A 19,032-nucleotide genomic window follows, 5' to 3' on the forward strand; every position below is an offset into this window, starting at 1 on the left:
TCGCTTTGCCGTCTCAGCTGAACTCACCCGCAGACTCTGATCCGAAAATCCGGCCTAATTCCAGCTTCCAATCTTCAAACCGTTCCATATTTTTACGTTCTCCTTTTTGCTCGTACGGAGCCAGATCAAGTCCGCAGCTGCTGCAGCATTGTCCGGTTTGACCATCAGGCTCATACGGTTCATCAAAATAAGACAGCAGCGCTTCTCTTATACATTCTTTCCGCTCTAATAACGCCGAAAAACGATTCATTTTACGCAGCTTCTTTTCCACGCGCGATGTCAGTTCTTCCTGCAGCTGGTCTTTTGTGGTTTTTCCTTGCAGATACAGATGGACGGCCGTTCGCGCCTGTGTTTCCTGGACGCCCTTATTGATCAGAACGTCCCGAAGCTTTCGCTCATCACCCGTACCGGCATCCCGTATGACGGCCAGAATGCCTTCCAGGTCATAATCAGACAGGCTTTCTGTCTGAATAATCTGCTGCTGAAGCTCGGTATCGCCGGGCGCCCTCAGCAAAATACTGACACTCGGGCTGCCGTCGCGTCCCGCTCTGCCGATTTCCTGCATAAAGGCCTCGGCCGTTTGGGGAGGATAAAAGTGAATGACAAAGCGGATATCTGACTTATCCACACCCATGCCGAACGCATTGGTGCAGCAAATGCAATCAAGCTGGTTATGGATAAATTGCTGCTGGATTAAAATCCTGTCGCCTGTATCCATTCCGCCGTGATAATAATCCGTCCGCTTTCCCGTTTTTTCGTTCAGCTCAGCCGCAAGCTCTTCCGCCCATTTTCTGGTCGGACAATATATGATACCCGGGCCTTCAAGCTTTTCGGCAAGCTCCGTGAGCCTGCTTATTTTTTCGGTATTATCAGCCAAATGTTCTGCCGCCAGAAGAATATTCGGCCGGTTGACTGAATAAAGATGACGCACCGCATGCTCAAGTCCAAGCACATCCGTCACGTCTCTGAGTGTTTCTTTTGTCGCTGTTGCGGTCAGCGCCAATACAGGCGGCTTTCCGAGTGCCTGCCTGAAAGGCCCGAGCTTCGAGTAATCAGGCCTGAAATCATGTCCCCATTCTGATATGCAATGAGCCTCATCAATAACAAATAAACTGACCGGAACGTTTTTCAAACGGTTCAGTACATAAGGTGAAGAAAGGGCTTCAGGAGACATATAGAGAAATTTATACCTGCTGATGTTGCTGAGAATAAAATGCCGCTCTGCGGAATTCAGCATGCTGTTTAATGCAGCAACCCGCTTTTCTCCTTTCGCTTTCAGCTGCTGCACCTGATCTTCCATTAATGATAGAAGCGGTGAAATAATCAGCACCAGCCCGTCCATCATGTAACCCGGGAGCTGATAGCATAATGATTTTCCCCCGCCGGTCGGAAGCATGGCGATCGTATCTTTTTTTTGGAGCACGCTAGTCATAATCTCTTCCTGCCCTTTTTTAAAGGAATGCAAACCAAAATACCTGGATAAAGCTTTATGCAGCTCAGTCATGCTGATTCACCGTCTTTGCCAGCGCCAGCCTGATCTGAAAATAGCTGAAGCGCATCTGCATTCCTTCGCGAATCCGTTTAATTTTATTCGTTTGATGCTGTTTTGCAAATGCCGTTATCATACGCTGTTCCTCTTCAGAAAGATACTGTTCTGTAAAAAATGCAGGCTGATGCAATGATATTTCTACGATATGATCTTCGATTGTGGCGGTTTTTAAATTTCTGACCGCGGCGATCCGTTCAATCGGAAACCCTTTTTCCAACAGCTCAAAGGTTTTTCTGGCAGACTGTGTCAGCGCGCTTTCCGCCTGCAGATCGGACAACAGCTCGCGCAGAGCGGGGTATGCACATTGCGGAAGCGATTGAATAACATAATGTACCGCTCCCCAAAACTGGACGGACACATACCATTCATCTTCGTTCAGCTGGAGAGCGAGCTGCTTATTCGTTTTGCCGATTCTGTTGAATGAAGTTAAAGAATAGACAAAAATAAGCGCCTGCCGTTCACTTAAGCCTTGCAGAAGGTGAAACAGCGTCTCATGCATTTGGACGGAGAGCTCTTTAGCGTCTCTGTTTTTCCGCATGAACCGTTTGACCCATCTCAGCGTCTGCACATCGTTTGTAACCGGGATATATTGACTGCATTGATGCTCTTTGTTTGACAGGACTTGAATGAGCAGGGAAAGCCGCCTCCACAGGGTAACAGCAGGCGTTTGATAATTCGCGCCGTGGCAGTGCTTCGGCCAAGGCCGCTCGGCAAACGCCCGTTCAAGCTTTTGAACGCCGCGCGCAGTCACTTTCCACGTTCCCTCTTCTTTTCCGGCTGTAATGTATGAGTTCTCGGTGAGTTTATGCAAAGAAGCCGCAATATCGCCGCGTTCACAATGTGAAGCCATGCCGAAATATTTAGCGATCTGAAATAAGCCGGCATCCTGAATGGTTTGAGACGACTTTTTTCCTTTTAATAAATGAAACACAGCACTCGGAGTCCGTTCGCCGTCTATTTTGTCCAGACAGTCGAGAACCACGGTATCAAAGTAGTTTATCGCCAATCTAAACACACCTACATTTCTTCTGTGACAAGTTTCGTTTTTTGGTTCTTTTTATTTTAACAGATTTTCATATAAATTTGACGTTTAAAGTCATCTTTTAGGGGGAAGTGCTAAAGAGAATCCCTTATGTGATAAGCATTCTCAATCATTTTTCTGTTGAAATTTGACACTAACATCATTACAATAAGTAAGAGGAATAGGTGTTATATTTAAAAATATATAAGGTAAACCATTTGTTCCAACACGAACAATCTGGGAGGTTTTATTCATGGCAAAGTACACAATTGTAGATAAAGATACGTGTATTGCATGCGGCGCCTGCGGAGCTGCGGCACCAGACATTTATGATTATGATGATGAAGGCATTGCGTTCGTTACGCTTGACGAAAATAAAGGCGTCGTCGAAGTTCCGGAAGTTCTGGAAGAAGATATGATTGACGCATTTGAAGGATGCCCTACTGATTCAATCAAAGTTGCGGATGAACCGTTCGAAGGCGACCCGCTGAAATACGAATAAAAAAGCCCTCCCCGTGAGAGGAGCTTTTTCGTCCTGAATAAGACTCCGGCTGTTATCGGCCGGAGTCTTATTTTTTTTGCGTGATCAAACAATCAAAAAAGCGCCCGGTCTGTGTTTTACAGAGCGGGCGCTTTGGAGTGGTTATTGTGTCTGGATGCTGCGTTTTTGTTCAATCCAAGGTTTCAGCTTCGTAAAGATGAACGTAAAGACGATGGTGATGATAACGCCTTTTACAATGTTAAACGGCAGAATTCCTGCGACAACCGCCGTTTTTAACTGGCTGTTTGACAGTGCCGGTGAATGTAAAAACCAAGTATACGCGGGCAGGATAAGAATATAGTTCAAAATGCTCATCAATACGGTCATCGCCGCGGTTCCGGCCAGCAGGCTCACTGCAAGCCCTTTTGTCGAATTGAGCTTTTTAAACATAAACGCCGTCGGCAGAATAAACAGCGTTCCCGCGATAAAATTGGCTGCCTGCCCGACAGGCACGCCGGCCATGCTTCCTTGAATGATATACTGCAGAATATTTTTAATCGCTTCAACCGCAATCCCCGCCGCAGGCCCGTAAACCAAAATGGCGATAATTGCAGGAACGTCACTGAAATCAATTTTCAAGTAATCCGGCAGCCCCGGAAACGGGAAATTTAACAGCATAAGCACAAAAGCAATACTGCTAAGCATACTGATGACAACTAATTTTTTTACTTTCACAATGCTCTCTCCTTTTCGATCAAATCTCTCGAAAAGAGGAAAGGTTCTTTTGCGCCCCAATAAAAAAACCGCTTTTGTTAAAAAGCGGGAGCTTACTAAGGCTTGGCAAAGAAACGTTTGATATAAGCATCAAAACGTCTGCTGAACCTCCATCTTCTCCCATCCAGACTATACTGTCGGCTCCGGAATCTCACCGGATCCTGCCGCCGAAGCAGCTCGCGGGCTTAGAGCATGATGCTCATCACCGCCGGTAGGGAATTTCACCCTGCCCCGAAGATTGATCTTATGAATTTATTCACATTATATATGATCAAGTTGCAATTGTATAGAGAACTGCTCAAATTTAAATAAAATATTGGGGAAGCCCAATTTAAGCTGATTCAGCGGTTTCCTTTTCTCCTTTACTGCGTCAATACACATTGACACTCTATTGAGAATATGATAAATTATCAGATATTTAGTCAGCTAAACTAGGAGGAAATCTAACAATGTTTCGAGTTTTGGTCTCAGATAAGATGAGCAATGACGGCTTAAAGCCGCTGATGGAATCAGACTTTATAGAAATTGTTCGAAAAAACGTCGCGGATGCAGAAGATGAATTACATACCTTTGATGCCCTGTTAGTCCGCAGTGCCACGAAAGTAACCGAAGAATTGTTTAAAAAAATGACCTCTTTAAAAATCGTCGGCAGAGCCGGTGTCGGCGTAGACAACATCGACATCGATGAGGCCACAAAACATGGGGTTATCGTGATAAACGCGCCGAATGGAAACACCATTTCAACGGCAGAGCATACATTCGCGATGATTTCTTCATTAATGAGACACATTCCGCAAGCCAATATCTCAGTAAAATCAAGAGAATGGAACCGGACGGCTTTTGTCGGGGCGGAGCTCTACGGAAAGACTTTAGGCATTGTCGGTCTGGGCCGGATCGGAAGCGAGATTGCCCAGCGCGCCAGAGCGTTCGGTATGACGGTTCATGTATTCGATCCTTTCTTAACCGAAGAGAGAGCCGGCAAAATCGGCGTAAACAGCCGGACATTCGAAGAAGTGCTTGAAAGCGCGGATATCATTACCGTCCACACGCCTTTAACAAAGGAAACAAAAGGACTGCTTAACAGAGAAACCATTGCCAAAACGAAAAAAGGCGTCCGTCTTATCAACTGCGCAAGAGGCGGCATTATTGATGAAGCGGCGCTTTTGGAAGCGCTGGAAAGCGGCCATGTCGCAGGCGCTGCCCTTGACGTATTTGAAGTGGAACCGCCAGTTGAATCAAAGCTTCCCGACCATCCGCTGGTGATCGCCACACCTCACTTAGGCGCTTCAACGAAAGAAGCACAGCTGAATGTCGCGGCACAGGTTTCTGAAGAAGTGCTGCAGTTTGCAAAAGGTCTGCCTGTCATGTCAGCGATCAACCTGCCTGCAATGACGAAAGATGAATTCAAAAAAATCCAGCCTTATCACCAAATTGCCGATAAAATCGGAAGTCTCGTGTCACAATGTATGAAGGAACCCGTCAAAGATGTTGCGATTCAATATGAAGGCACCATCGCCAAACTCGAAACATCATTTATTACAAAAAGCCTGCTGTCCGGTTTCTTAAAACCGCGTGTAGACTCAACGGTCAATGAAGTGAACGCCGGCGGTGTAGCAAAAGAACGCGGAATCAGCTTCAGCGAGAAGATTTCCTCCAATGAATCAGGATATGATAACTGCATCAGCGTAAAAGTAACCGGAGACCGGAGCACATTTACGTTAACGGCTACGTATATCCCTCACTTCGGTGAACGAATCGTTGAACTGAACGGCTTTAATATTGACTTAAATCCTGCCGGCCACCTCGTTTATATCCAGCACCAGGATACGACCGGTGTAATCGGACGCGTAGGACGCATCCTCGGCGATAACGATATCAATATCGCTACCATGCAGGTAGGCCGTAAAGAAAAAGGCGGAGAAGCCATTATGATGCTTTCTTTTGATAAACATTTAGATGATAAAGTCGTCAATGAGCTGACTTCAATTCAGGATATTGTTTCCGTTAAACTGATTGACCTTCCGTAACCAACAAAAAACCCAAAACATTCATATGTTTTGGGTTTTTTTACGTTAATGGCTTGGAAGCGGATTAGGCGCGGCAGGCACAGCGATAGGTTTTGTCACATCATAATTACCGATTTTCTTTGTATGCGCATGTGTGAACAGCACCTCAGAATAACCGAATTCCTTCGCAGTTAACAGAAGCCCTTCGATCATTAAAATCCCTTCCAGCGAATCTTCAACCTTATGTTTTTCGGACAATTGAATCCGCAGCTGCTCGCCGTCTTCCCTTTCCGATACCGATGCAATCGCATCGGCTTCTATAATGCTCGCGGTCTGTGAGCCTCCGTCTGTTGTCTTCATCCCGTCAATAGCCTGATATACTGAATAATAGGTTTGTTCAGACGGGATGAGATACTCTTGTCCCAGACTGTCGCTGTAAGAAAAATACGCCCGGTTTGTCTGTTTATGTACGGACATCTCAGCGGAAATGCCGTAAGATTTATAAAAATCCTGTCCGGCTCCGTTTTGAACCTTTTTCAATTTAATCCGCTCGTAAGGACTCCATGTCAAAGTCTCTTTCAGCACCTTTTTCAATAAGTCAGCATCGGCAACTGATTCGATAGAGAGCCGCCCGTTTACCTGCACAAGCAAATCCTTCTTATCCGCCGTTACCTGCACACCGTCCAAAAGGTTCGGCACAGACAGGAAGGATTCGGGCACTTCTAGGTTTTCTGCTTCGGATAAAGCCTCTGATACCGATTCATCCGGCTTCTTTTTTTCAAAACTGACCGGTATGACGGCGGATGTATCTGAATCGGCAAACGCCAAAGTAATGTAATTGTTTTTGTTTTCGTTAGAAACGACAAACGTCTTCTGATCCGGCTTGACAGCAGCTGACTGACTGGCTTTTTCAGCTTGACCGCTGTCAGCTGTAAGATCACCGGCAGATTTGTTTGTCATCAGGTGAGGAGATATAATCAGAGCGATGCACAATGCGCAGACGCCGGCTGCGGCGGGGCCGATCCAGCTTCGAGCCGGTTTTTTCCTGTACGGTTTACCTGTTTCAATATTCCGGTAAATGGCCTCGGGTGAACGATGATCTCTAACCGCCGGAAGTTGTCTTAACAACTCCTCTACTCTTTCTTCGTTCCAATATGACTTCATCATCCATTAGCTCCTCCCTCAAAAGCTCCATCTGTTTCCGAAGTATTTTGAGCCCTCTGTGTTGGGTCGTTTTGACTTTGCTTTCCGAGAAGCGGAGAGCGGCGGCTGTTTCCTGAATGGAATATCCCTGAATAAATCTCAAGATAATAACAGCTCTTTGATCAATGGTGCAATGATCAAGCGCGGTATATATTTCCCGGACGTTTTCATGCTGTACGGCGAGTTCATCCGGAAGCAAATGCTGATCTCTGACATCTTGTGTATCCCAATCAAACGTACCCATAATACGCTGTCTGATCGTCTGCTGCTTGCGGAACCAGTCAATCGCCACATGGCGTGCGATGGATAACAGCCATGTTTTTTCACTGCTTCTTCCTTCAAATGTATGATAGGAATTCAAGACGCGGATATACACTTCCTGCGTCAAATCTTCAGCCTGCGACTTATCTTTTACCATATAAAATAAAAATTGATATAAATCTTGATGGTATGCATCATATAATATCTGAAAGGTTTCTTCCATGGGAAACCCCTCCGTTCACTTTTTTGTCGTAAAAATGCGTTGAAAAGTTACATTACAACTATATTACGAGGAACTGGAATTTGGAAGGGAATTTATATTAACATATTCTTAAATTTTTAAAGGAGAAACAAATAAAAAACACCCGCAGAACATGCGGGTGTTTCGTATGGAACAAGATTGTTCGTCAATTTCAGACGTCATCCTGCACTTTTGTCGGAATATAAAATGTAAACGTCGTCCCTTTGTCGATGCTGCTGTGAACCGCAATTGAGCCGCCGTGGGCTTCCACGATATTTTTTACGATGGCGAGCCCGAGTCCGGTTCCCGCCCTGCCTCTTGTTCTTGCTTTGTCCGCTTTATAAAAACGTTCAAAAATAAAAGGCAGGTCCTCTTCCGGTATACCAGAGCCGGAATCTTTGATATCGATCTTCAGTCCGTCTTTTACGGTCTGAGCCGCGATATGAACGCTTCCGCCTGACTCCGTATGGCGCAGCGCATTATCTATAAGGTTGGTAAACACCTGTTCCATTTTGTCTTCATCAAAGACACACTCCGGCTGAGACACTGAGATGTCCTCTGTGAGCGAAACGCCTTTTTCCTTCGCTACCCCGGAAAATTTGCGGGAGATCTTCTCCAGAAATTCATGCAGGTTTACCGTTTCATAGTGCAGGCCCGTATGTCCGGATTCCATTCTGGCCAAATCCAGCAAATCATTGACGAGTCGGCCCATGCGAAGAGATTCATCATAAATGATCTGTGCGATTTCTTTTTTCTCCTCTTCGGTGCTTGCAATGTCGTCCACTATTGCTTCGCTGTATCCCTGCAGCATAGAAATCGGGGTTCTGAGCTCATGACTGACATTGGCAATGAAGTCTTCACGCAATTTATCCAGCCTGCGCTCTTCGGTCATATCACGGAGCACGGCCACGGCGCCGCGGACGTGTGATTCCGCATAAAGAGGCGACATCAATAAAACCCATGACCTTCCTTGAAGCGTCATTTCAATCATTTGCTCTTTTTCCGTGTTCACTGCATTTTGAAATAGCTCTTTTGCTTCAGGGGGAAGGTTGTCTCCTTCTTTAATGTTCATGTTCTGCTCATAATACCATGCCTGCAGAAAACGTTCGGCCGGCGGGTTGGTCACCAAAATGGTGCCGTCGATATTAATGGTGATGACCCCGTCTGCCATACTGCTTAAAATATTGGACAGCTGTTCTTTTTCCTGATTCAGCGCGTTAATATGGAAATTGAGCTGCCGTCCCATCTGATTAAAGGCAATGGCCAGTTCCCCGATTTCATCTTGGGTCAGAATCGGAATTTTTGTATCAAACTTTCCTTTCGCCAAGTCTTGGGCGCCTTCCCGCATTTTCCGAAGGGGATATGTCACCCTGCTGGATAAAAAGAACGCGAAAAACGTTGTCAAGACGATGGCAATGCCCGCCGCAAGAAAAATATAGCGTGTCGTATGTTTCGTCGTATCTTTGACGGCAAGCAGCGATTGGGATAAAAAGACCATGCCTTTTTTGCCGTCTTTTTCATACGGCACTCCGACGATCAGCCGTTCGTTATCCGAACCGGCATTGTTGGGGACCGCGCGTTTGCTTACTTTTTTGCGGTCTGTCAGCGCCTTGTGCAGATCCCGGTCATGTTTGATCTGCTCTAATGTAATAGAGGATAAATGATTATCGTCATTGGGCGAATACCAGACATGTTTATCATCCTGAATGATCGCGATGCTCGTTAAATTGTCCGCCAGTTCCCACGTGATGGATCTGGCAAGCGGCTGGTCTTCATGATTTTCTATTATGACCGCAATTTTATCGGCAAGCTGCGTTAAATCTTTTTCCGCTTCTTCAACGTGGTAATTTTCTATAAATTCCAGAAGCAGCACCGTTAAAATAAATAAAACAATTAACACGAGTGAAAGAATGGTAAACCAAAGCTTTCCTACTACGCTTTTCCAAAACTTCATTCAGCGCCTACCTCAAATTTGTATCCGACTCCCCAGACGGTGACGATTTTTTTCGCCGCTCCCGGGGACACTTTATTTAATTTTTCACGGAGCCGTTTGACATGGGTGTCCACCGTTCTGAGGTCTCCGAAAAATTCATACTGCCACACTTCTTTTAAAAGCTTTTCCCTGTCATACACTTTGTCCGGTGTTTTCGCCAGGAAGTACAGCAGTTCATATTCCTTCGGCGTCAGGCTCACCTCCGTGCCGTCCGCAGTCACCCTGTGAGCATCGTGATCAATGGATAGATGCGAAAAGACGAGCACATTTTTTGTCGGGGTATTTGCTGTCAGATAAGATGTTTGGGAAGCCCTTCTTAAAAGCGCCTTTACCCGAAGCACCACTTCTCTCGGGCTGAAAGGCTTGACGATATAATCGTCCGTACCCGCTTCAAACCCCTGGACGCGGTTGGCTTCTTCCCCTTTTGCCGTCAGCATGATAATCGGCGTCGCTTTTTTTTCTCTGAGCTGCCGGCATACTTCGATTCCGTCCGTTCCCGGCATCATTAAATCCAAGAGCACCAGATCATAATCTGATGCCAGCCCCATTTTAATGGCCTCGTCGCCGTTTTCCGCTTCTTCAATCACATAGTTTTCCCGTTCAAGGTACATTCTTAAAAGGCGTCGAATTCTGGCTTCATCATCTACTACTAATATTTTAGTTTCATTTGTTTGATCCATCGTTTTCCCCCTGCTTTCCTTCTGTTACTTTCATTTTAACAAACTGTGCAGCAGCTTGAGAACTGTATCGGCTTTTTGCATCTATGCGTACGAATGAAGTCCGGCAAGCACGAGATTCACAAAAATTAAGTTAAACATAATAATGGCGAAGCCGATGACGGCAAGCCACGCGGACTTTTCGCCATGCCAGCCTCTTGACAGCCGCAAGTGCAAATACGCTGCGTAAAATAAAAAGGTGATCAGCGCCCATACTTCCTTCGGGTCCCAGCCCCAAAAACGCGTCCATGCAAGCTGCGCCCAAATCATCGCAAACACAAGCGCGCCGAGTGTAAATACCGGAAAACCGATGGAAACAGCGCGGTAGCCGACTTCATCGACCAAGTCCAGATTCACATTTTTGACGAGCGGGCTGATAAGAGCGCTGATTCTCTTTCTGAATATCAGCCTGAGCGCACCGTATAAAACGAGGCCTGCGCCAAACGACCAGATCACCGTATTGACCTTTCTGCCTGAAAAAATGGCCGGAAGCTCAATAAGCGGCTTCATTGCGCCTTCCGTAAGCAGTTCTCCCTCATGCGGGCCGACAAGCGCAGGCATATTATATATCATGACGCTTTTGGCTTCTTTTTTATCCACCCAATTAAATTCAGCTTTGTAGTCCGCCATCCGGAATGCCGACGTGACGGCGATAAATGCCACGGTCGTCACGAGTATAAACATGATGACTTCGAGCCAGAACGTTTTTTTACCCGGTCTGGATTGGTCGACGTGCTTTAACAGGAAAATGACGCCGGCTACAAAACTGATCGCAAGAATCGCCTGCCCGAGCGCCGCCGTCGTGACGTGAATGTACAGCCAATTGCTCTGCAGTGACGGAATAAGCGGCGTGATGTCTGTCGGAAACATGCTTGCATATGCGATAAGCAAAAGCGCGATAGACAATGTGAACATGCCTAATGAAGGCAGTCTGTAAATAAAGTAAATAATAATAAAAGCGAGAACAAGCATCATGCCGAATGACGTCGTAAATTCAAACATATTGCTGACAGGCGCATGTCCGCTTGCCGACCATCTCGCAATGAAGTAGGCGAGATGACAAAGAAATCCGAAAATGGTTAACGTGATTCCGATAGCCGACCAGCGGCCCTTACCGTCCTTAGCACCTTTTGTTCCCCGGATGGCGCCGCCGAAAACCGGGACGGCAATTAAATAAATCAAAAAGGCAGCATAAAGAAAATTTGCGCTCAGCTCCGCCATGACACCACTCCTTTTTCACTAGGCCTGATTTTTGGCCAATTCTTTTTGATCGGCCGGCTCTTGAATCCCGGTCCCGCTAAGAACAAATTCGATATCTTTTTTCAGACCGAACCAGTTTTTGTTCGTATGTCCCGCCACAAGCACTTCATGATCACCTGTTTTGATCCAGATCCTTCTGTGCTGCCAGTACATTCCTTGAATGACGCCGATCATAAAGATCGCGCCGCCGACGGCAAGCACCCATAAGGTTAAGTCTTTTCTGACGGTGAGTCCTGTAATGTTTTTCGTTTCCACATGGTCGAATTTTAATTTGTACTTGTTACTTTCGGAACCTTCAACAGTCTGCTGAATCGCAACAAAACTTTTCTCCCCTTTCGGCTTGTCAGGAGCCGTGATTTTAAAGACAAAAGCCGGATTGTTAGGAACCTTCGTTTTCGTGCTCGGTTCTCCGTCCTTGTTAAAATAAAAATCAGGAAGATAACTGGCGATCTGCACTTTGTAACCGTTACCAAGATCATAGTCCGTGTCGGGATCAAGAAGATTGATCTTCAGTTTGCCGAATGACTGTTTTGTTTTTTGGTCGATCAGCTGAAATACCATTTGATCGAGCTGGTTTTCTTTATAGTCCACCTGATATACAGAATAGGAGTCAAAGCGCAGCGGTTCATTGACGCGGATATTGTTTTCTTTGACTCTTTTAAGCTTCGGCTTTTCACCGAATACAATGTCGCCTTCCCTCTTATACAAAACCGCGTCCGTTGTGAAGGATTTGGCGACTTTGCCGTTTCCGGCTCTGTCAATGGCGTCGGCGAATACTTTTTTCTCAGTGTCTTTGTTATATGTCTGCATCGTGAACCGGTTGTTTTTTAAGTAATATTTGCCGTCAGTACCTGGGATCTGGGCGGTTTCGCCTTCACGGACCCAGAGCGTTTCATCGACATACATACCGGGTACAAATCTCAGCATGGCTCCGATCAGAAAAATGATCAGGCCGATATGATTGACGTAGGGCCCCCACCTTGAAAAACGGCCTTTTTCCGCCAGAATGCTGCCCTCTTGTTCTCGCACTCTATAATGCTTTTTTTTCAATCGTGTTCTGAGGCTATCAGCCGCATCCCCGCTCAGCTCGGTTTCTGTCCGGCTGTATAGACGCTGCCTCTTCAAAAAGACCGGATTCCGCCGAACTCCTTGATTTTTCAGCGCCCTGTACAAAGGAATCACCCGGTCCAGGCTGCAGATGACCAGTGATATGCCAATAGATGCGATCAGGAGCATATACCACCATGAGCCGTACAGGTGATGAAATCCCAACAGATAATACATTTGGCCGATTATGCCGTACTGCTGTTCATAATATGTATCCGGCTGGGCGCCCGGCGGCAGATAAGCTTCCTGCGGAAAAACCGTGCCGAAAGCAGACGCCGCCAGAGTAATGACGATCAGCCATATTCCGACTTTTACGGAAGAAAAGAAGTTCCATACCTTATCTACGATTGTTTTGTTATATGTTTGCGAACGCCTTGCGCTGCCGTCGTACCGCATATCGGCAAGCGGCGATTTTTGATCATCAAGCGGCTCCCCGCACGACTCGCACAAAACCGTCCCGGCTGGATTCACGTGCCCGCATTCACATTTGACCTTTTTCATGAAGACGCCTCCGGCTTAATTAAATTCATATAGTCATGAACCATGCGTTCTGTCATCGTGCCGGTTACCACTTTCACGACTTTTCCGTCGGGATTGATCAAAAATGTCGTCGGAATAGGTGATACGCCGTACGCGTCCAGCACTTGCCGGTCAGTATCGAGCGCAACCGGGAAATTGACGCCGTATGTTTTCATAAAATTATGTACTGCAATTTTTGATTCGCCGACATTTACCGCAACCACCTCGACACCGAGGTCTTTAAAATGCTTGTATTGATTCTCCATGTAGGGAAATTCCTGCTTGCACGGCTCACACCACGTTCCCCAGAAATTCAGAAAAACACCTTTTCCTTTTAACTGACTCAGTTCTATGAGTCTGCCCTCTGTATCTTTCAGCGCGAAATTCGGGGCTTTGGACCCCTCAGATATACGCTCACCGTTTGTGTATACGGCATTATAGATGGTATATCCGAGCGCGCAGAGTAAGATGAGAAGGATGCCGGTCCGAATGAATAAACGCCGCCGTTTTTTGTTCATTGTACACTGCTCCCCTCCCCTGCCTGCAAATCCATTCAATTATATCATCAACACGTTTTGTAATTTTTGAAGGTTATGTGAAAATTAGAAAGCGTTTTTACCGTGTTCAGCTAAAGCCCGCAGCCTTTTCACCTCATGCGGCGACAATTCTCTTGCGTCTCCTGTGCGCAGGCCTCTTAAATCTAAAAATGCGTATTCTTCACGTTTTAGTTTCAGCACGTCATGACCGATCGCCTCGAACATGCGGCGGACCTGTCTGTTCCGGCCTTCATGAATCGTCAGCTGAATGATGCTCGTCTGCTTTCTTTTGTCCAGGGAAAGCATTTTCGCTCTGGCCGGCGCCGTCTTGCCTTCTTCAAGCTGAATGCCGCGCTCAAGCTTTCTCAGAAGTTCCTTGGAAGGAATCCCCTTCACTTTGGCGACGTACGTCTTATCAATTTCGTATTTCGGATGCATGAGTTTGTTGGCAAACTCGCCGTCATTTGTCAGCAATAAAAGTCCGCTCGTATCATAATCAAGCCTGCCGATCGGATAAATGCGCTGCGGCACTTCTTTGAAGAAGTCGGTCACCACTTTCCGCCCTTTGTCGTCATCAGCTGCTGAGATCACTCCTCTCGGTTTATAAAGCAGAAAGTACACGGGTTCTTCCCGCTCCACCTTTAATCCGTTTACTTCAATCTGATCAGAACCGGTCACTTTTACGCCGAGCTCTGTTATTACTTTTCCATTCACCTTTACTTTTCCTTCTTTTATCAGCTCTTCCGCCTTTCTGCGTGATGCCACGCCGGCATGAGCAATAACTTTTTGCAGTCTTTCCATGTCGTTCACCTCAAGTATAATCTTACTTTTTTCCCCTTGAACAAACAAGCTTTTTCAAGGAGAGTTATTCTGATATATAAAAAGCGCCTGATTTCAGGCGCTTCCAAATAATAACGTAACTATGATGATTGATGCAACCACCCCGATCAAATCAGCAAGAAGACCAACCTTTAAAGCATCCCCCATTTTTTTGATGCCTACCGCCCCGAAATACACCGTCAGGACATACAGCGTCGTGTCAGTCGATCCCTGCATGACCGAGGCCAGTCTGCCGATAAATGAATCAGGCCCGTACACGGCGATCAGATCTGTCGTCATGCCGAGCGCCGCCGTCCCCGAAATCGGGCGGATCAGAGCAAGCGGCACGACTTCTGCGGGAATGCCGATCGCTGTAAAGAAAGGCTTGCACAGCCCCATGACAAAATCCAGCGCGCCCGAGGCCCGGAATACGGTAATCGCCACCAGCATCCCGACCAAATACGGAATGATGGAAAACGCAATCTCAATTCCTTCTTTTCCGCCTTCAACGAATGATTCATACGTCGGCACTTTTTTGATCGTGCCGTATATCAATATACCGGCGATAATAATCGGAATCATGGCTAAAGACAGCCAATTCACCATTTCCATTCGCTTACCTCCCTTTTCTTTTGCGGCGGTACCAGAAGTAGCGGTCAATGAAAATCGCGCCGATTCCCGAAATTAAAGTCGCTAAGATGGTCGGCCCGACGATATCGGTCGGTGATTTCGCCGAGTAAGCCATGCGCACGGCAATGACGGTTGTCGGTATCAATGTAATACTCGAAGTATTTACCGCCAAAAAGGTAATCATGGAACGGCTGGCCTCAGACTTACCTCCATTCAGCTTTTTCATCTGCTCCATGGCTTTAATGCCGAGCGGTGTCGCCGCATTTCCCAGTCCGAAAAAGTTTGCCATGAGATTTGATAAGATGTATCCCATCGCCGGATGATCAGGGGGAATATCGGGAAACAGCTTAGAAATAAACGGGCGGCACATTCTGCTGAATATATCCAAAAGGCCGGACTGCTCGGCTATTTTCATCAGGCCGAGCCAGAACACGAGAACGCTCATTAATCCGAACGAGATCGTAACCGCTTCTTTCGCTCCTTTAAAAACGGCTTCATTCACATCCTGCAAGGTCCCGTTAAACATCGCAAAGACAAGTCCGATTACCGTCAGACATACCCAGATTAAATTGACCATGACGAACCGCCCGCCGCGCTCATAAACAGGCTCGTAAACGTCTCAATGAAATGCTTTTTCGGTTTTTTATGGCGCTCATTTTCATAATAGACGGGGATCTTGGCGATCACTTTCCCATCATGCATAACAGTCATCCGGCCGACGACATCAGGAATGAGAGAGGCGTCCTTTTTCCAGGCTTTTTTCGGTTTTATTAAGGTTGTGCTGATTTTTACATCGTCGATTTCATCTTTTTTTAACAAATATTTAACATCCCGGGCAATAAAAGCGCGCTTTCCGTAAAACGTCTTTTTCAGCTTCGGAATGCCGCCTTTTTTGGCGATGACATAGGTTTTATAGTGATCAAAGACATAATTAAACATATTCATATGATCATCCCAATCATCCGGATCATTTATGGTGACCGCGATGAGATCCGTACCGTCTTTTGAGGCCGTCGAGACGAGCGTCCGTTTCGCGATTTTTGTGTAACCCGTTTTTCCGCCTGTGCTGTAACGGTAGAGCCCGGTCAGAAGCTTGTTTTTATTTTTCCATACCCGGTCCATCGTTTCCGCCTTATACACTTTTGTGCCTGAAACGGTCCGGTATTCCTTGATTTTCATCGCGTATTTAGTCAAAAGCGCCATGTCAAACGCCGTTGAATATAAATTTTCATGGTCGTCCAGCCCGTGCGGATTTTGAAATTTTGTATTTTCCATCCCGATTTGCTCGGCTTTTTTGTTCATCAAAAATACAAAACCGTCAAGGCTTCCGCCGACATATTCCGCTATTGCCGCAGCGGCGTCATTTCCTGATCTCAGCATAAGCCCGTATACGAGATCTTTCAGCTTTACTTTTTGTCCCGGCTGAAGATAAATGGCTGAGCCTTCCGTTTTTACGGCATTCGGGGAAACCGTCACGGTCTCTTCCATCTTCCCTGATTCAATCGCCAGCACCGCCGTCATGATTTTCGTAATGCTTGCAATCCGCCGCTTATGATGTTCATCCTTGGCGAATAACACCCTGCCAGATGCTCCGTCGATTATAATCGCGCTTTTTGCGCTGACATGTATTTGGGCATGTGCCGTATTGCCGTCTGTAATGGAAAAAAGAATAACAAAAGTCAAAAGAAATACGGCAGCTTTTTTGAGAAAGCGCATGAATGCTCACGTCCTTGTTGTGGGTTTGTACAAGTTTATGCGCATGTCCATGACTTATGAATACCAATTGCATCACTTTCACATAAAAAAACTCTCCCAAAAGGAAGAGTTTTTATCTGACTGGTGCCATATTTGAGCCTGATGCTTCATATTGCGCCAATTCTTCCCGCATGCGCAGAAATTCACTGCTGAGCGAAAGCAGAAGGCTCCGCAGCGAATCCGGCACTTGCTGGTAGAATTCAATCGCGCTTTGGCCTGTATAAGCGGCGCGGCTGTTTTCGTACCATGTATCCTTTTTCGGCATGAAAAACTCTTCCACGCACTGATGATATACTTTATACAGCGTTTTTTCCGCTCTCGCCTCATGAAACGGCTCCTGCATTAAAAGCCGCCTGCAGGCTTCCTGGGCGCCTTCGCAAAAGACGGTCATCCTCCTCAGCACACTGAGCACGTCGCGGCAGTATGCTTCATCCGCCTCTCCTTGAGCCCGCATCTCCGGCAAAGTTGTATGATTTAAATAGCTGCTGACCATCGTGACAACCTCGGCTAAAAATTCACCAGTTTCTTCAGTATGGGCCCTCACAATCGAATTTCCCATTTCCGTCCGTTTCCTTCCTCTCTTGTACGTCGTCATTTGCGTCATTCATCAATGGCCTTTCCCTACTATCGTATGATGAAAAACGATTATTATTTAATATCCTCAAAAGTTTGGTTGAAGTTTTCAAAGAATAAATCGGCTTCCTCCTGGAGAACGTCTTCCTCCGCATTTTCAGGAAGCGGCGGGAGCTCCTCCAATGTTTTTAAGCCGAATTGTTCAAGAAATACCGGTGTCGTGCCGTATAAAATCGCCCGGCCGGGACCGTCGGCGCGGCCCACCTCACACAGCAGCGCTTTTGACACGAGGCTGTGCAGAATCCGCTCAGACTTCACGCCCCGGATATCTTCAATTTCCGCCCGTGTGATCGGCTGCTTGTACGAAACGATCGCCAGCACTTCCAAAGAAGCCTGTGACAGCCCTTTTGACGGCACTTCGATTAGTTTTTTCAAATAAGGCACGAATTCTTTTTTCGTTCCAAGCATATACGTATCCGCATATTCGGTAAGCTCGATGCCTCTGTCGTCTTCCTTGTACTGAGCGGCCACTTCTTCCATGATTCCGGCCAGTTCCGCTTCTTCTATTTCAAGCACCGTCACCAATTGCTTTTTGGTCAGCCCTTCATCACCCGCCGCATACAGCAGGGCTTCCACAATCGCTTTCCAATTCACGATATCAAGCGCCATGAATGGATTCACTCCCCGTAATGTATATATCTGAAAAGTTTTCTTCCTGTTCAATGATAATCTGCTGATTTTTCATCAGTTCCAGGACTGCTAAAAACGTCACGACGAGATGGTCCTTTTGCCGAGAAGGAAAAAGCTCCGTGAAGTTTATTCTTCTCCCCGCCGTTTTTAAGCTTTTTACGATTTCGTTCATTCTGTCTTCAATCGGTATTTCCTGCCTTGTAATGGTCGTTTCTTTCGGCCGCGTGATTTTTTTACGCTGAAGCACCTTTTGAAACGCGCCGATCATGTCATAAACGGTCACCGACAGTTTCTGCTCCGTCTGTTTGATTTCTTTTGCATACTCACTTAAATCACTCGGCGGCTTTGTAAATGACTTTTGTCTTTCTTCTTCCCGCTCTTTTAAATCCTTCGCAGCGGTTTTATACTTTCTATACTCAATCAGCTTTTCAATCAGCTCGTCCCGAGGGTCTTCTTCTTCAAGCATTTCGTCTTCAAACAGCTCTTCCTCTTGTTTCGGAAGCAGCATTCTGCTTTTAATGCTGAGAAGCGTCGCCGCCATGACCAGATATTCACTGGCGACATCAAGTTCAAGCTCTTGCATTGTATGTACATATAATAAATATTGTTCAGTAATGGTTGCCACGGGTATGTCGTATATGTCGATTTCAAGACGGTTAATCAGATGAAGCAGCAGGTCCAATGGGCCTTCAAACGTATCAATTTTCACTTGATATTCTACCATTATCTCACCATTTTCAATATCACTCTCATTGCCGGAAAAACTGGCTACCCTTTAGTATAATCCACCGAAATGCTCTCGTCCAATACTTTTATACACGTCATCCGTTATTTAGAAAATACTGAAAAAGAAGATATACGCCTATACCTTTAAAGGCGGATGCACATATGATAGCCG

19 protein-coding genes and 1 riboswitch are annotated in these 19,032 nt (G+C 46.3%); of the genes, 2 read left to right on the forward strand and 17 right to left on the reverse strand.

All coding sequences use genetic code 11. The features are described from left to right. Nucleotides 1-13: 13 nt before the first annotated feature. Together NYE36_RS12160 and NYE36_RS12165 are read right to left on the reverse strand one after the other, a co-directional pair. Nucleotides 14-1,504 (reverse strand): ATP-dependent DNA helicase RecQ, encoded by a 1,491-nt coding sequence (locus NYE36_RS12160; protein ID WP_094032278.1) that lies wholly within the window; start codon nucleotides 1,502-1,504, stop codon nucleotides 14-16. Further along, a complete protein-coding gene (locus NYE36_RS12165) occupies nucleotides 1,497-2,555 on the reverse strand; it encodes a helix-turn-helix domain-containing protein (protein ID WP_094032277.1) in 1,059 nt (352 codons plus the stop codon). Before NYE36_RS12165 ends, NYE36_RS12160 begins: the two co-directional genes overlap by 8 nt. Nucleotides 2,556-2,823: 268 nt before the next feature. Between NYE36_RS12165 and NYE36_RS12170 the strand changes: the two genes are divergently transcribed. Further along, a complete protein-coding gene (locus NYE36_RS12170; RefSeq protein WP_003153403.1) occupies nucleotides 2,824-3,072 on the forward strand; it encodes a ferredoxin in 249 nt (82 codons plus the stop codon). A gap of 141 nt (nucleotides 3,073-3,213) precedes the next feature. On the opposite strand, the gene NYE36_RS12175 is transcribed toward NYE36_RS12170, so the two are convergent. Then, the gene (locus tag NYE36_RS12175) at nucleotides 3,214-3,786 is read right to left on the reverse strand and encodes an ECF transporter S component (protein ID WP_015417737.1); all 573 of its coding nucleotides are present in this window, start codon (nucleotides 3,784-3,786) and stop codon (nucleotides 3,214-3,216) included. Between the two features lie 147 nt (nucleotides 3,787-3,933). After that, nucleotides 3,934-4,068, reverse strand: a riboswitch (FMN riboswitch). A gap of 206 nt (nucleotides 4,069-4,274) precedes the next feature. Here NYE36_RS12175 and serA point away from each other — a divergent pair. Then, nucleotides 4,275-5,852 carry a phosphoglycerate dehydrogenase gene (serA, locus tag NYE36_RS12180; RefSeq protein WP_064115481.1) on the forward strand — a complete coding sequence of 526 codons (1,578 nt, stop codon included), beginning with the start codon at nucleotides 4,275-4,277 and terminating at the stop codon, nucleotides 5,850-5,852. 45 nt (nucleotides 5,853-5,897) lie between these two features. Here the strand turns inward: serA and NYE36_RS12185 are convergent, their stop codons facing one another. The 14 genes from NYE36_RS12185 to NYE36_RS12250 all read right to left on the reverse strand — a co-directional run bounded on the left by NYE36_RS12185 (nucleotide 5,898) and on the right by NYE36_RS12250 (nucleotide 18,858). Then, the gene (locus NYE36_RS12185; RefSeq protein ID WP_064115482.1) at nucleotides 5,898-6,959 is read right to left on the reverse strand and encodes a hypothetical protein; all 1,062 of its coding nucleotides are present in this window, start codon (nucleotides 6,957-6,959) and stop codon (nucleotides 5,898-5,900) included. Continuing rightward, complete coding sequence (sigX, locus tag NYE36_RS12190; RefSeq protein ID WP_003153399.1) at nucleotides 6,934-7,518, reverse strand: RNA polymerase sigma factor SigX; 585 nt, start codon at nucleotides 7,516-7,518, stop codon at nucleotides 6,934-6,936. The genes NYE36_RS12185 and sigX overlap by 26 nt, the downstream gene beginning before the upstream one ends. Nucleotides 7,519-7,708: 190 nt before the next feature. Further along, nucleotides 7,709-9,490 (reverse strand): ATP-binding protein, encoded by a 1,782-nt coding sequence (locus NYE36_RS12195; RefSeq protein WP_007409435.1) that lies wholly within the window; start codon nucleotides 9,488-9,490, stop codon nucleotides 7,709-7,711. Continuing rightward, nucleotides 9,487-10,209, reverse strand: coding sequence for a DNA-binding response regulator ResD (gene resD / locus NYE36_RS12200; RefSeq protein ID WP_003153397.1), 723 nt, complete (start codon nucleotides 10,207-10,209; stop codon nucleotides 9,487-9,489). The genes NYE36_RS12195 and resD overlap by 4 nt, the downstream gene beginning before the upstream one ends. A gap of 81 nt (nucleotides 10,210-10,290) precedes the next feature. Next, a complete protein-coding gene (gene ccsB / locus NYE36_RS12205) occupies nucleotides 10,291-11,466 on the reverse strand; it encodes a c-type cytochrome biogenesis protein CcsB (protein ID WP_064115483.1) in 1,176 nt (391 codons plus the stop codon). A gap of 18 nt (nucleotides 11,467-11,484) precedes the next feature. Further along, a complete protein-coding gene (locus NYE36_RS12210; RefSeq protein WP_342496857.1) occupies nucleotides 11,485-13,113 on the reverse strand; it encodes a cytochrome c biogenesis protein ResB in 1,629 nt (542 codons plus the stop codon). Beyond that, the gene (locus NYE36_RS12215; protein WP_003153391.1) at nucleotides 13,110-13,649 is read right to left on the reverse strand and encodes a thiol-disulfide oxidoreductase ResA; all 540 of its coding nucleotides are present in this window, start codon (nucleotides 13,647-13,649) and stop codon (nucleotides 13,110-13,112) included. The genes NYE36_RS12210 and NYE36_RS12215 overlap by 4 nt, the downstream gene beginning before the upstream one ends. Before the next feature lie 84 nt (nucleotides 13,650-13,733). Beyond that, entirely contained in the window at nucleotides 13,734-14,468 is a 735-nt protein-coding gene (gene rluB, locus NYE36_RS12220; RefSeq protein ID WP_007612296.1) for a 23S rRNA pseudouridine(2605) synthase RluB, read from the reverse strand. 93 nt (nucleotides 14,469-14,561) lie between these two features. Beyond that, nucleotides 14,562-15,098, reverse strand: coding sequence for a spore maturation protein SpmB (spmB, locus tag NYE36_RS12225; protein WP_015240119.1), 537 nt, complete (start codon nucleotides 15,096-15,098; stop codon nucleotides 14,562-14,564). 4 nt (nucleotides 15,099-15,102) lie between these two features. Then, nucleotides 15,103-15,693 carry a nucleoside recognition domain-containing protein gene (locus NYE36_RS12230; RefSeq protein WP_003153385.1) on the reverse strand — a complete coding sequence of 197 codons (591 nt, stop codon included), beginning with the start codon at nucleotides 15,691-15,693 and terminating at the stop codon, nucleotides 15,103-15,105. Then, nucleotides 15,681-16,832: a D-alanyl-D-alanine carboxypeptidase family protein gene (locus NYE36_RS12235; protein WP_031378974.1), complete on the reverse strand. Its 1,152-nt coding sequence runs from the start codon at nucleotides 16,830-16,832 to the stop codon at nucleotides 15,681-15,683. The genes NYE36_RS12230 and NYE36_RS12235 overlap by 13 nt, the downstream gene beginning before the upstream one ends. A 112-nt stretch (nucleotides 16,833-16,944) precedes the next feature. Further along, the gene (locus NYE36_RS12240; protein ID WP_033574737.1) at nucleotides 16,945-17,430 is read right to left on the reverse strand and encodes a DUF3907 family protein; all 486 of its coding nucleotides are present in this window, start codon (nucleotides 17,428-17,430) and stop codon (nucleotides 16,945-16,947) included. An 89-nt stretch (nucleotides 17,431-17,519) separates the two neighbouring features. Beyond that, the gene (scpB, locus tag NYE36_RS12245; protein ID WP_007409428.1) at nucleotides 17,520-18,113 is read right to left on the reverse strand and encodes an SMC-Scp complex subunit ScpB; all 594 of its coding nucleotides are present in this window, start codon (nucleotides 18,111-18,113) and stop codon (nucleotides 17,520-17,522) included. After that, nucleotides 18,103-18,858, reverse strand: coding sequence for a segregation/condensation protein A (locus NYE36_RS12250; protein WP_007409427.1), 756 nt, complete (start codon nucleotides 18,856-18,858; stop codon nucleotides 18,103-18,105). Before NYE36_RS12250 ends, scpB begins: the two co-directional genes overlap by 11 nt. Nucleotides 18,859-19,032: the final 174 nt, after the last annotated feature.

The sequence above is a fragment of the Bacillus sp. FSL R5-0593 genome (assembly GCF_038603755.1).
In the GTDB taxonomy this organism is placed as follows: Bacteria; Bacillota; Bacilli; order Bacillales; family Bacillaceae; genus Bacillus; species Bacillus velezensis.